Raw genomic sequence first — 12,667 nt, forward strand, 5'->3', positions numbered from 1 at the left:
CCCTACGCGCGCGGAGCGGGGTCTGTGGGTGGGCGAACTGTCGGAACTATCAGGAGGAGGGTCGTCCATTGTGCGGACGAGTCTACCGGAGAGAGTGCGCGCGTGGCTGAAGTTTCGCCCACGGCGATCTGGTGCCGGTGCTGCGACTGGTCGACACCCTTCCAGTGGCGGTCCGACGGCGGCCGGACGGCGCCTCAGGCCGCAGCAGCCCGGGCTCGCACGCGTCGCTGACGCAGCAGCACCAGACCGATCGCCGCAGCCGCGAGCAGCGGGACGCCGCCGGACACGATCATGCCGATGTGCGGTCCGGCCCGCTCGACGAGCCAGCCCATGACCGGTCCCCCGACCGCCTGGCCGCCGAGCAGCACGAGCACGTAGACGGACATCACCCGACCCCGGATGGCCGTGTTCGAGGACAACTGCACGAGCGAGTTCGCCGCGGTGATGAAGAGGAGCGACGCGACACCGCCGGCGATGAGGAGCGCACCGAACAGCGCGAGCGTCGGCATCACCCCGGTCAGCGCCTGCAACGCGCCGAGCGCCGCAGCAGCGCCGAGCACGATGCGGAGGTCGACTCCGCCCCGCCTCGTCGAGGCGATCGCCCCGGCGAGCGCTCCTGCCGCGACGAGCGAGTTGAGGAGCCCGTACCCGCCGGCGCCGATGTCGAACACGTCGGACGCGTACGCGGCGAGGAGCACGGGCATGTTGAGCGCGAAGACCGAGACGAAGGCGAGCATCACGATCGTCCACAGGATGGCTGATTTCCGGACCGTGTAGCGCAGCCCTTCGACGAGTTGCCCTTTCGCACGGGCGACGACGGGGGCCGGCATCAGCGCGGCGACGTTCATGAGCGACAGCGTGAGGACCACGCCGGCGCAGGCGACGGCGTTGACCGCGAAGGACCAGCCGGAACCGATGGCCGTGATCATGATTCCGCCGACCGCCGGGCCGATGAGCTGGCCCAGCTGGTACACGGCGGAGTTGACGCTGATCGCGTTCGGGAGCCGGGCGGGACCGACCAGCTCGGTGACGAAGGACTGCCTGGCCGGGGTGTCCACCACGGTCACGAGCCCCAGGATGAACGCGATGAGGTAGATGTGCCACACCTGCACGGAGCCGGTGAGAGCGAGCACCGACAGGACGACGGCGAGCACGGCCGCGATCGACTGCGTGATCATGAGCAGCACCCGCTTGGGGTACCGGTCGGCCAGGACGCCGCCGTACAGCCCGAAGAACAGCATCGGCGCGAACTGCAGGGCGACCGTGATCCCCACGGCCGCAACGCTTCCGGAGAGCTGCAGGACGAGCCAGTCCTGGGTGATGCGCTGCATGCCGATCGCCGTCGTCGCGACGATGTGGCCGATGGTGAAGAGTCGGAAGTTGGGCACGCGGAGCGAGGCGAAGGTGTCGCGCCAGGCAGGGCGGACGCCGACGATCGGCATCTGAGCGGTGGGTGGGGGCAGGGGGACGGCGGTCTCCGTCGGTGGTGTCACGAGAATGTCCAGCGTTTCGTATGTCGAGTGCGTGATGTATGGATTGGCGATGCGAGTGGGTGGATCCCGCCGTCAACGCTATTCGCGGTATCGTCATTCCAGAAGAAAATCGGTCCTATAAGTCCTATTCGATTCTTCAATGAGAGGCTGTGGCATGTTCGATCCGGCGCTCCTCCGCACCTTCCTCGCGGTGGCGGAGACCAAGAGCTTCACGAGGGCCGCAGCGCAGTTGGGACTCAGCCAGCCGACGGTGAGCCAGCACATCCGGAAGCTCGAGGATGCGGCGAACCGCTGGCTCGTCGTCCGCGACACGAGGGATGTCAGGCTCACGGACAACGGCGACGCGATGGCGGGGTTCGCTCGGAGCATCCTCGCTGCGCATGCTGCCGCTGAGAGCTACTTCACCGGATCGGCGATGCGCGGCAAACTTCGATTCGGGGCGGCCGACGACCTCGCGATGACGCAGCTCCCCCGCATCCTGCGCCACTTCAGGCAGCTGCATCCGCAGATCAACCTCGAACTCACGGTCAACCAGAGCGGTCCGCTCTACCGGCGACTGAAAGCCGGGCAGCTCGACCTCATCTTCATCAAGATGACGCCGGGGAACGAGGAGGGTTCACTCGTCCGCACCGATTCGATGGTGTGGGTCGGCCTCGAGAAGACGACGATCGAACCCGGGATGCCGGTGCCGCTCATCGCGTACCAGGATCCGAGCCTGTCGCGTCAGCTGGCGATCGATGCGCTCGAGGGCGCGGGGCGGACGTGGCGGATCACCTGCAGCACCAGAGAGGTCAACGGGGTGCTCGCAGCCGTGCGCGCAGGCCTCGGCGTCGCGGTGTTCCCGCGCAGCCTCATCCCGGCCGACCTCGTGATGCTGAGCGGTCGTTTCGGCCTGCCGGAGCTCGGAGCGGTCGACTTCACGCTCCTCGCGAATCCCTCGGCGGCCTCCGAACCCGTCGCGGCCCTGACCTCCGCCATCATGGACCGCTCCCTGGCCTGATCCACCTCTCCTCCACTCCTTCACAATTCAGGAACATTTGCTGAATTCAGGACGATTCCGGCCACAGGCGACCGGAATCGTCCTGAATTGTCGGAATCGTCCTGAATTCTGCAAGTACCGGGTGGGAAGAGATGGACGGATGGGCGGACGAACAGAGATGAGGGGCGAGACGGATCAGGCGGGGACGGTCGCCGGCTCCTCTGCGAGGGGTGCCGGGAGGAGGTAGGTCTCGCGCACCTCGGCAGAATCGTGCGGGCCGCTGCCGTCCGGACCGGTGAACGGCTCGTCGAACTCGACGATCCACGTCGTCAGGTCCTCGGTCCAGATGGTGACGAACGCCGCGGAACGCGACCGGCCAGGGGCGACGATGACGCCGGAGACGTACTCGACGTTCGACGCGTCCGCAGCCGGGTCCGTCTGCACGAGCACCTGCATGCCGAGTCCGAAACCATGGTCGCCAGCTGCCGGTCGTCGAGTTGCCATGCGACCAGTGTCGCACGCGCACCCGGGATCCGGGCCTACCAGGAGACCGGCAGCGCCTTGCCCTCCTCATACCCAGCGGCCGACTGCACACCGACGAGCGCACGCTCGTGGAATTGGGCGACACTCGATGCGCCGGCGTACGTGAACGAGGACCGCACCCCGGACGTGATCATGTCGAGCAAGTCCTCGATGGACGGCCGCAACGGGTCGAGCGCGATCTTCGACGACGAGATCCCCTCGGCGAAGAGCGTCTTCCGTGCGAGTTCGTACGGGTCGAGGCGGCCGAACCGTTCGTGGACGGCCTTCGTCGACGCCATCCCCCAGCTCTCCTTGAACAGGGTCCCGTCCGCACCGCGATTGAGTTCGCCCGGCGCCTCGATCGTCCCGGCGAACCAGGACCCGATCATGACCGACGACGCCCCGGCGGCGAGCGCGAGCGCGACATCTCGCGGGTACCGGACACCGCCATCGGCCCACACCCGCGCGCCGAGCGCCCGTGCCGCCTCAGCCGTTTCGAGCACCGCGGAGAACTGCGGGCGGCCGACCGCGGTCATCATGCGGGTCGTGCACATCGCGCCAGGGCCGACACCGACCTTCAGGATGTCCGCGCCAGCATCGACGAGGTCCTGTACGGCGGACGCCGTGACGACGTTCCCCGCGACGATCGGGACGCCGAGCCCCAACGACTTGACCGCCTTGATCGCGCGAAGCATCCCCTCCTGATGTCCGTGAGCGGTGTCGATGACGAGGACGTCGACCCCCGCGGCGGCGAGCGCTTCGGCCTTGGCCTGGATGTCGCCGTTGATGCCGAGGGCCGCAGCGACGCGCAGTCGTCCGTCGCCGTCGAGGGCCGGCCGGTACAGGGTGGCCCGAAGCGCGCTCTTGCGGCTGAGCGTCCCGACGACCGCACCGTGGTGCAGGACGGGGGCGAAGTCGAGTTCGGCCGCCACCATGAGGTCGAACGCGGCGCGCCCGCCCGTCACGTCGTCGGCGTCGATGCTCGCGAGCGCACCGTGCACCAGGTCGCCGAGCTGCGCATCGGGCAACGCGGTCGCCAGTCGCGACGCCGTGATGCAGCCCGCATACCGTCCGGCATCGTCGTGGAGCACGATGCCGTGGCCCTCGACGGGCGGAATCCGCCGCAGCGCGTCTGCGACGGTGTCGCCCGGCGCCATCACGAGGGGCGTGTCGAAGGCGACCGGCTGCGACTTGACCCAGCGGATCGCCGCATCGAGGTCCTGCAACGGCATGTCCTGCGGCAGCACGCCGAGACCACCACGCCGCGCGAGCGTCGCCGCGAGTCTCGGCCCCGTCACCGAGTTCATGTTCGCGGACACGATGGGGATCGTGGCCCCCGTCCGATCGTCCGGCGCGAGGTCCACGTCGAGCCTGCTCACGATGTCGGAGCGGCCCGGAACGAGGAACACGTCCGAGTAGGTCAGGTCGTGGCTGGGAATCTCACCGATGAACCTCATGTGAACAACGTATCCCGCCCCATGTCTGAGCGCAGCCGTCAGCGAATGGGTTTAGGCTTGAACACTGGATCCTGCGGGCATCGTCGCTGCCCGCATACAGCAAGAATTCAACGGAGAGAGTGGGCGATCGACGGTGTCGAGCCAGATGACCGGTGTGGGCGCAGAGGACGGCGCAACGAGCGAATTCGGAGCCAATGAATGGCTCGTCGACGAAATGTACGAACAGTACATCGTCGACAAGAATTCCGTGGACCGGTCGTGGTGGCCGATCCTCGAGAACTACCACCCGGTGAAGGAAGCAGCAGCCACGGCGGCGACGCCCGCGACCGCAGCAGGCGAGGCAGCGCAGCCCGCCACCGGCGCGCAGAGCATCGACGGCCCCAACCCGCCCACCACCCCCATCCCGATCATCGGCTCGCAGCCGGTCGCGCGCACCACCTCGGTGCAGGCGAAGCCGGCCCCGATCCCGGCCGACGCGCCGGTGACCAGCCCGCAGCAGGTGCAGAAGCCGAGCACGGACGACGCCGAGACGGTCGAGCCGCAGGACAAGGTCACGGTCTTGAAGGGCATGGCGAAGTCCCTCGCCACCAACATGGATGCGAGCCTCACGGTCCCCACCGCGACGAGCGTCCGGACCATCCCGGCCAAGCTCATGATCGACAACCGCATCGTGATCAACAACCACCTGAAGCGTGCGCGCGGCGGCAAGGTGAGCTTCACCCACCTGATCGGTTGGGCGCTCATCCGTGCACTCAAGGACTTCCCGAGCCAGAACGTGTACTACGAGGAGGCCGACGGCAAGCCGACGGTCGTCGCGCCGGCGCACATCAACCTCGGCATCGCGATCGACCTCCCGAAGCCGGACGGCACCCGCGCCCTCATGGTTCCCGGAATCAAGCGTGCCGACACGCTCACGTTCAACGAGTACCTGACGGCGTACGAGGACCTCGTGACGCGTGCACGCCAGAACAAGCTCGCGGCGCCGGACTTCCAGGGCGTCACGGTTTCACTCACGAACCCGGGCGGCATCGGCACCGTGCACTCGGTCCCGCGACTGATGAAGGGCCAGGGCTGCATCATCGGCGCCGGCGCCCTCGAGTACCCGGCCGAGTTCCAGGGCGCCTCGGAGCGCACGCTCAACGAGCTCGCCATCGGCAAGACCATCACGCTCACGAGCACCTACGACCACCGCGTCATCCAGGGCGCAGGATCCGGTGAGTTCCTGAAGGTCGTCCACGAGCTGCTCATCGGCGGACGCAACTTCTACGAGGACATCTTCGCGGCCCTCCGCATCCCGTACGACCCCATCCACTGGGCTCCCGACATCAGCGTCGACCTCGCCGACGCCGTCGACAAGACGGCCCGTGTGCAGGAACTCATCAACGCGTTCCGCGTGCGCGGCCACCTCATGGCGGACATCGACCCGCTCGAGTACGTGCAGCGTTCGCACCCCGACCTCGACATCGCGACCCACGGCCTCACCTTCTGGGACCTCGACCGCGAGTTCGTCACCGGCGCGTTCGGCTCCGCCCGCACGGCGAAGCTGCGCGACATCCTCGGCGTCCTCCGCGACTCGTACTGCCGCACGACCGGCATCGAGTACATGCACATCCAGGACCCGGCCCAGCGCAAGTGGATCCAGAACAAGGTCGAGCGCAAGTACGAGAAGCCGTCGCACGACGAGCAGATGCGCATCCTCGGCAAGCTCAACGAGGCAGAGGCGTTCGAGACGTTCCTGCAGACCAAGTACGTCGGTCAGAAGCGCTTCTCCCTCGAAGGCGGGGAATCGACCATCGCGCTCCTCGACACGATCCTGCAGGGCGCTGCCGTCGCCGGCCTCGACGAGGTCGCGATCGGCATGGCGCACCGCGGCCGCCTCAACGTGCTGACGAACATCGCCGGGAAGACCTACGGTCAGATCTTCCGCGAGTTCGAGGGCACGCAGGCGCAGTCCAGCCACGGCTCGGGCGACGTCAAGTACCACCTCGGCACGGAGGGCACCTTCCGCGCGGAGAACGGCTCGGACATCCCGGTGTACCTCGCGGCCAACCCCTCGCACCTCGAAGCCGTCAACGGCGTGCTCGAAGGCATCGTCCGCGCCAAGCAGGACCGCGGCCCGATCGGCGCGTTCGGCACGCTCCCCATCCTCATCCACGGCGACGCCGCCATGGCCGGTCAGGGCGTTGTGGTCGAGACGATGCAGCTCTCACAGCTGCGCGGCTACCGCACCGGCGGCACCGTGCACGTCGTCATCAACAACCAGGTCGGCTTCACCACGCCTCCCGGCGAGGGACGCACGTCGATCTACAACACCGATGTCGCGAAGACCATCCAGGCGCCCATCTTCCACGTGAACGGCGACGACCCGGAGGCGGTGGTCCGCGTCGCGGAGCTCGCATTCGAGTACCGCCAGGAGTTCAAGCGCGATGTCGTCATCGACCTCGTCTGCTACCGCCGTCGCGGTCACAACGAGGGCGACGACCCGTCGATGACGCAGCCGCTCATGTACAACCTGATCGAGGCGAAGCGCTCGGTCCGGAAGCTGTACACCGAGGCGCTCGTCGGCCGCGGCGACATCACGGAAGAGGAGTACGAGGCGGCGCACCGCGACTTCCAGGACCGCCTGGAGCGGGCCTTTATGGAGACGCACGCCGCGCAGACCTCGCCGACGCCGATCGTCACATCCGACGTCGACGAGGACGGCTACGAGGGCGAGCTCGCGACGACCGGTGTTCCGGAGTCGGTCGTGCAGCTCATCGGCGACGCGTTCAACAACAAGCCGGCCGGGTTCACCGTGCACCCGAAGGTCCAGCAGTTGCTGCAGAAGCGTCTCGAGATGAGCCGCAGCGGCAACATCGACTGGGGATTCGGCGAGCTCCTCGCGCTCGGTTCGCTCCTCATCGAGGGCACCCCGGTGCGTATGTCCGGTCAGGACTCGCGTCGTGGAACCTTCGTGCAGCGCCACGCCGTCCTCCACGACCGTGTGAACGGTCAGGAGTGGCTGCCGCTCGCGAACCTGAGCGACAACCAGGCGCGGTTCTGGATCTACGACTCGCTCCTCAGCGAGTACGCGGTCATGGGATACGAGTACGGCTACTCGGTGGAACGCGCCGACGCCCTCGTCCTCTGGGAGGCGCAGTTCGGTGACTTCACCAACGGCGCGCAGACCATCATCGACGAGTTCATCTCCTCTGCCGAGCAGAAGTGGTCGCAGCGTTCCAGCGTCACCCTCCTGCTCCCCCACGGCTACGAGGGACAGGGCCCCGACCACTCGTCGGCTCGCATCGAGCGTTTCCTGCAGCTGTGCGCCGAGGACAACATGACGGTCGCCCGTCCGTCGACGCCTGCGTCGTACTTCCACCTGCTGCGTCGCCAGGCGTACGCACGCCCCCGTCGCCCGCTCGTCGTCTTCACCCCGAAGGCGATGCTGCGTCTGCGCGGTGCGACGAGCTCGGTGTCCGACTTCACGAACGGCAAGTTCGAGCCGGTCCTCGATGACGCACGCATCACGGACAAGGCCGCGGTCAAGCGCGTCCTCCTCCACGCCGGCAAGATCCACTACGACCTGCTCAGCGAGCTGGAGAAGAACCCGAACCCGGAGATCGCGCTGGTCCGCGTCGAGCAGTACTACCCGACCCCCGCGGTCGAGTTGAACGAGATCGTCGCCCAGTACCCGAACGCCGAACTGGTGTGGGTGCAGGACGAGCCGGAGAACCAGGGCGCGTGGCCGTTCATCGCGCTCGAGGTCGCCAAGCAGCTGCAGGGGCGCTCCATCGGCGTCGTCTCGCGTGCGGCGTCCGCATCGCCGGCAACCGGTTCTGCGAAGCGTCACGCCGGCGAGCAGGCGGAACTGCTGAAGACGGCGCTCACGCTGTAGTCACCCGCACCACCCGTCGAACGGCCGTCCCGATGCTCCGGGGCGGCCGTTCCGCATGTCCGGACGGTTCTCGGCAGGCTCACTGCTGTGTCGGGGTGCGCGACCAGCCGTCCACCATCATCTGTCGCGCCCGGCGCAATAGGCTGAACGAATGGAGTACGCCCTTCTCGCCGTCGTCGGCATCGTCACGATCGTCGCCGTCGCCGCCTTCGCCAGCAAGTTGCAGGTCGCCGCGCCGCTCGTCCTGGTGCTCGTCGGACTCGGGTTGAGTCTCATCCCGGCGGTCCCGGCGCTCGAGATCAAGCCGGAGTGGATCCTGATGGGGGTGCTCCCGCCCATCCTCTACGCGGCGGCCGTCAACGTGCCGCTCGTCGATTTCCGACGCAATCTGAAGGCGATCTCCGGGCTGTCGGTTGTGCTCGTCATCGTGTCGTCCGTCGTCATCGGCCTGATTCTCTCGACGATCCTGCCCGATCTGAGCCTCGCGGCCGGCATCGCGCTCGGCGCCGTCGTGAGTCCGACGGACGCCGTCGCCGCCACGTCCATCGGCAAGCGTCTCGGGATGCCGTCACGGCTCGTGAGCGTCCTGGAGGGCGAGAGCCTCGTGAACGACGCGTCGGCACTCGTGTTGCTGCGATCCGCGATCGCCGCGACCGCTGGAGCCGTGTCGCTCTGGGCGGTGGCAGGGGACTTCCTCTTCGCCGCATCGGTCGCAATCGCCATCGGACTCGTGACCGGCCTCGTCACGGTGCGGATCCGCGCCTGGCTCAAGGACCCGGTGCTCACGACCGTGATCTCCTTCGCCGTCCCGTTCATCGCGTACCTCCCGACGCAGTCGGTCAACGCCTCCGGCGTGCTCGCGGTCGTCGTCGCCGGGCTCGTGACCGGGCATCAGAGTGCGAAGTGGTTCACCGCCCAGGATCGGATCAGCGAGCGGATCAACTGGCGGACGGCGCAGTTCCTGCTCGAGAACAGCGTCTTCCTGTTGATGGGCCTCGAGCTCAAGTCGATCGTCGGCCAGGTGCAGTCGGACCACCGCATCGGCCTCATCGCGACCATCGTGCTCGGACTGCTGGTCACGGTGGTCCTGATCGTCGTGCGGATCTTCTTCGTCGGCGGGCTCGTGTGGTCGCTGCGGCGGGACGAGCGGAAGGCGCTTGCCAACCGGCCGCGGATGGAGCAGTACAAGGAGCGGTTCGACGAACGCACGACCGCGGTCCCCGAGCCGACCGATCCGCGGGTGGTGCAGCGGCGGGCCGTCGCGTCGAAGTCGTTCCGGCGGTGGGAGGCGCACCTCGACTTCCTCGAACGCGAGGGCCTCGGCTGGCGGGGCGGCGCGGTACTGGCGTGGTCGGGGATGCGCGGTGTGGTGACGCTCGCCGCCGCCCAGTCGCTCCCGAAGGAGACGCCGTACCAGCCGGAGCTCGTCCTCATCGCGTTCGTCGTCGCCATCGTGACGCTGCTCCTGCAGGGTGGGACGCTGCCGCTCGTCATCCGGTTGAGCCGGGTGGGCGGCAACGACAAGCAGGCCATGCGGACGCAGTTGCTCGAGCTCGTCGAGGAGATCTCGACGGTCGGCGTCTCGCTGCTCGATGCCCCCGATCTCACGACCGACGAGGGGAAGCCCTTCGATCAGGCGGTCGTCGAGCGCGTCCGGGCGAGCAGCCTCGTCAAGGTCGGGACCGAGACTGAGCGTGTCGACGACAGTTCCGACGTCGGGCCGCACGAGCAGTATCGGCAGTTGCGACGCCGAGTACTCGACGCGGAACGCGATGCGCTCCTCGATGCGCGGGCGGCAGGGTCGTACACCTCAGCCGCGCTCGCTCGCGCTCAACAGATGCTCGACCTCGAGGAGTCACGCCTCGACCAGATCGACAACGCCTGACGTCCATCTCGCAACCGTGCAGCGCGATGCGCTCGCGCACGCGCGGGTCCTTGCCGCGAGCGCGGGTTGCGCACACCCCGCGCTCGCGGCGCAGGGTAGCGCTCACGCGAGCGCGCGACGCGAGAGTCGCGCTACGCCGGCTCGTGCGTCGCCTGCGCAGCGCGCAGACTGGCGAGCACCTGACTCTTCAGGTCCTCGGGTGCAGCTTCCTTGCACGCGCGCTGGACGGCTTCCGTCAGCGTGCGCGACACAAGCGCCTCGTCACGGCAGTCTGCGCAGTTCTCGAGGTGTTCCCGGATGTCCGAGGCCTCGGTGCTGCACACTTCCTGACGCAGGTACTCTTCCAGATCTGATTTGGCTTTCTCGCAGCCACAGTCGCTCATTTTGTGCTCTCCTGCTTCCGAACAACGAATCCACGCTCTTCGGCATAATCGGCCAACAGGTCACGGAGGAGTCGTCTGCCACGGTGCAGCCGGCTCATCACCGTCCCGATGGGGGTTTTCATGATGTCGGCGATCTCCTGATACGCGAAGCCCTCGACGTCAGCCAGGTACACCGCGAGCCGGAAGTCCTCCGGGATCGCCTGCAGTGCGTTCTTGACATCGCTGTCCGGCAGGTGGTCGATCGCTTCCGCCTCGGCCGAACGGCTGGACGTGGCGCTGATCGACTCAGCACCGCCCAACTGCCAGTCCTCGAGCTCGTCGATCGTCCCCTGGTACGGTTCCCGCTGCTTCTTCCGATACGTGTTGATGTACGTATTGGTGAGGATGCGGTACAGCCATGCCTTGAGGTTGGTCCCCTGCTCGAACTGTCCGAATGCGGCGAACGCCTTAACGAAGGTCTCCTGGACGAGATCTTGCGCGTCCGCCGGGTTCTTCGTCATGCGCATGGCAGCGCCGTACAACTGGTCGATGAACGGCAATGCCTGCTCTTCGAACAGCGTTCTGGGATCCGGCTTCGCCGGGCGTGGTTCTGGGTCGACGGAAGTCATCACCTGCCAGTCTACGGGCACCCCGATCACCGGGCTTTCCGCGCGTTCCAGCACAGCTGACGACATCCGCTTCTCCTCTTCCGTGTAACCCCGACTACTGTTGGAACCAATGTTGACCAATCCGTATTCCGCACCAGATTTCGACGTGTATGGCGATGCCGAGCCAGAACGCCCAGATGAAGCGTGGCCCGCGCCCGTCGCAGCCGGCCCCATCGACGCGACGGTGTCGCTTCCGGGATCCAAATCCCTCACCAACCGAGAGCTCGTCCTCGCAGCCCTCGCCGACGGGCCGTCGCTGCTCAAGGCGCCGCTGCACTCGATGGACAGCAACAACATGGTCGAGGCGCTGCGTGCGCTCGGCACCACGATCCAGGAGCGTCCGGCCTCCGGCGCGTTCGGGGCGGACTGGCTCGTGACCCCGGCGGAGGAGCTCACCGGCAGCACAACGGTCGAGTGCGGTCTCGCCGGGACGGTCATGCGCTTTATGCCTCCCGTCGCGGCGCTCGCCCTCGGCCCGACCGTGTTCGATGCCGACCCGTCGGCCAGGAACCGTCCGATGGGGACGATGATCACCTCGCTCATGGAACTCGGCGTCGACCTGAGCGATGACGGCCGTCGTTCCCTCCCGTTCACCGTGCACGGCACCGGCAGGGTCGCGGGCGGCACGCTGACGATCGACGCGTCGTCGTCGAGCCAGTTCGTCTCCGGTCTGCTGCTGTCGGCGGCCCGCTTCGAGGACGGACTGCACCTCGTCCACGCCGGCGAGCGCCTGCCGAGCCTCCCCCACATCGAGATGACGATCGCCGCCCTCGCAGCGCGCGGCGTGATCGTGGAGAGCCCTGCCGTCGGCGAGTGGGTCGTCGCCCCCGGCACGATCGGGGCTCGCGACATCGCGATCGAACCCGACCTCTCCAATGCGGCTCCGTTCCTCGCCGCCGCGCTCGTCACGGGCGGCAGCGTCACACTCAAGGGCTGGCCGGCGTCGACGACGCAGGTGGGGGCAGACCTCGTCGACCTCCTCCCGCTGTTCGGCGCGACGGTCACCCTCGACGGCGACCGTCTGACGGTCACGGGCGGCGACCGCATCACCGCGGTCGACATCGACCTCACCACCGGTGGAGAGCTCGCCCCGGCCCTCACCGCCCTCGCCGCCCTGGCCGACGGCCCGTCCACCATCACGGGCATCGGCCACATCCGCCACCACGAGACCGATCGCCTCGCAGCGCTCGCGACCGAGATCAACAAGCTCGGCGGAGCGGTCACGGAACTCGAGGACGGCTTGCGCATCGAGCCGAAGCCGCTGCACGGCGGCGAATGGCACAGCTACCACGACCACCGCATGGCGACCACGGGCGCCATCCTCGGTCTCGTTGTGCCAGGCGTGAAGATCGAGAACGTCGCGACGACCGCCAAGACGCTGCCCCAGTTCACGCAGCTGTGGCAGACCATGCTCGGGGCCTGAT

9 protein-coding genes are annotated in these 12,667 nt (G+C 67.7%); 4 read left to right on the forward strand and 5 right to left on the reverse strand.

Annotated elements, in window-relative coordinates; all coding sequences use genetic code 11:
* Nucleotides 1-194 precede the first annotated feature (194 nt).
* Nucleotides 195-1,493, reverse strand: coding sequence for an MFS transporter (locus ACL9RL_RS09115; protein ID WP_422779923.1), 1,299 nt, complete (start codon nt 1,491-1,493; stop codon nt 195-197).
* Nucleotides 1,494-1,647: 154 nt separating this feature from the next.
* On the opposite strand from ACL9RL_RS09115, the gene ACL9RL_RS09120 reads away from it, so the two are divergent.
* Nucleotides 1,648-2,493 carry a LysR substrate-binding domain-containing protein gene (locus tag ACL9RL_RS09120; RefSeq protein WP_422779924.1) on the forward strand — a complete coding sequence of 282 codons (846 nt, stop codon included), beginning with the start codon at nt 1,648-1,650 and terminating at the stop codon, nt 2,491-2,493.
* A gap of 174 nt (nt 2,494-2,667) precedes the next feature.
* On the opposite strand, the gene ACL9RL_RS09125 is transcribed toward ACL9RL_RS09120, so the two are convergent.
* Nucleotides 2,668-2,976 carry a hypothetical protein gene (locus tag ACL9RL_RS09125; RefSeq protein ID WP_422779925.1) on the reverse strand — a complete coding sequence of 103 codons (309 nt, stop codon included), beginning with the start codon at nt 2,974-2,976 and terminating at the stop codon, nt 2,668-2,670.
* Nucleotides 2,977-3,011: 35 nt separating this feature from the next.
* Nucleotides 3,012-4,451: a GuaB1 family IMP dehydrogenase-related protein gene (locus ACL9RL_RS09130; RefSeq protein ID WP_422779926.1), complete on the reverse strand. Its 1,440-nt coding sequence runs from the start codon at nt 4,449-4,451 to the stop codon at nt 3,012-3,014.
* A 133-nt stretch (nt 4,452-4,584) separates the two neighbouring features.
* On the opposite strand from ACL9RL_RS09130, the gene ACL9RL_RS09135 reads away from it, so the two are divergent.
* Together ACL9RL_RS09135 and ACL9RL_RS09140 are read left to right on the forward strand one after the other, a co-directional pair.
* Entirely contained in the window at nt 4,585-8,328 is a 3,744-nt protein-coding gene (locus tag ACL9RL_RS09135; protein ID WP_422779927.1) for a multifunctional oxoglutarate decarboxylase/oxoglutarate dehydrogenase thiamine pyrophosphate-binding subunit/dihydrolipoyllysine-residue succinyltransferase subunit, read from the forward strand.
* Nucleotides 8,329-8,479: 151 nt separating this feature from the next.
* A complete protein-coding gene (locus ACL9RL_RS09140) occupies nt 8,480-10,213 on the forward strand; it encodes a cation:proton antiporter (protein ID WP_422779928.1) in 1,734 nt (577 codons plus the stop codon).
* A 131-nt stretch (nt 10,214-10,344) separates the two neighbouring features.
* Here the strand turns inward: ACL9RL_RS09140 and ACL9RL_RS09145 are convergent, their stop codons facing one another.
* Both ACL9RL_RS09145 and ACL9RL_RS09150 read right to left on the reverse strand, forming a co-directional pair.
* Nucleotides 10,345-10,596: an anti-sigma factor family protein gene (locus ACL9RL_RS09145; RefSeq protein ID WP_422779929.1), complete on the reverse strand. Its 252-nt coding sequence runs from the start codon at nt 10,594-10,596 to the stop codon at nt 10,345-10,347.
* The gene (locus ACL9RL_RS09150) at nt 10,593-11,204 is read right to left on the reverse strand and encodes a sigma-70 family RNA polymerase sigma factor (protein ID WP_422779930.1); all 612 of its coding nucleotides are present in this window, start codon (nt 11,202-11,204) and stop codon (nt 10,593-10,595) included. The genes ACL9RL_RS09145 and ACL9RL_RS09150 overlap by 4 nt, the downstream gene beginning before the upstream one ends.
* Before the next feature lie 109 nt (nt 11,205-11,313).
* On the opposite strand from ACL9RL_RS09150, the gene aroA reads away from it, so the two are divergent.
* The gene (gene aroA / locus ACL9RL_RS09155) at nt 11,314-12,666 is read left to right on the forward strand and encodes a 3-phosphoshikimate 1-carboxyvinyltransferase (protein WP_422779931.1); all 1,353 of its coding nucleotides are present in this window, start codon (nt 11,314-11,316) and stop codon (nt 12,664-12,666) included.
* Nucleotide 12,667: the final 1 nt, after the last annotated feature.

The sequence above is a fragment of the Plantibacter sp. Mn2098 genome, assembly GCF_049319745.1.
GTDB lineage: Bacteria > Actinomycetota > Actinomycetes > Actinomycetales > Microbacteriaceae > Plantibacter.

Excerpts from the sequence above, each read along its gene's own strand:
- ACL9RL_RS09120 (WP_422779924.1), top strand. The coding sequence starts at position 1,648 with ATGTTCGATCCGGCGCTCCTCCGCACCTTCCTCGCGGTGGCGGAGACC.
- ACL9RL_RS09125 (WP_422779925.1), bottom strand. The coding sequence starts at position 2,976 with ATGGCAACTCGACGACCGGCAGCTGGCGACCATGGTTTCGGACTCGGC.
- ACL9RL_RS09130 (WP_422779926.1), bottom strand. The coding sequence starts at position 4,451 with ATGAGGTTCATCGGTGAGATTCCCAGCCACGACCTGACCTACTCGGAC.
- ACL9RL_RS09140 (WP_422779928.1), top strand. The coding sequence starts at position 8,480 with ATGGAGTACGCCCTTCTCGCCGTCGTCGGCATCGTCACGATCGTCGCC.
- ACL9RL_RS09145 (WP_422779929.1), bottom strand. The coding sequence starts at position 10,596 with ATGAGCGACTGTGGCTGCGAGAAAGCCAAATCAGATCTGGAAGAGTAC.
- ACL9RL_RS09150 (WP_422779930.1), bottom strand. The coding sequence starts at position 11,204 with ATGACTTCCGTCGACCCAGAACCACGCCCGGCGAAGCCGGATCCCAGA.
- aroA (WP_422779931.1), top strand. The coding sequence starts at position 11,314 with ATGTTGACCAATCCGTATTCCGCACCAGATTTCGACGTGTATGGCGAT.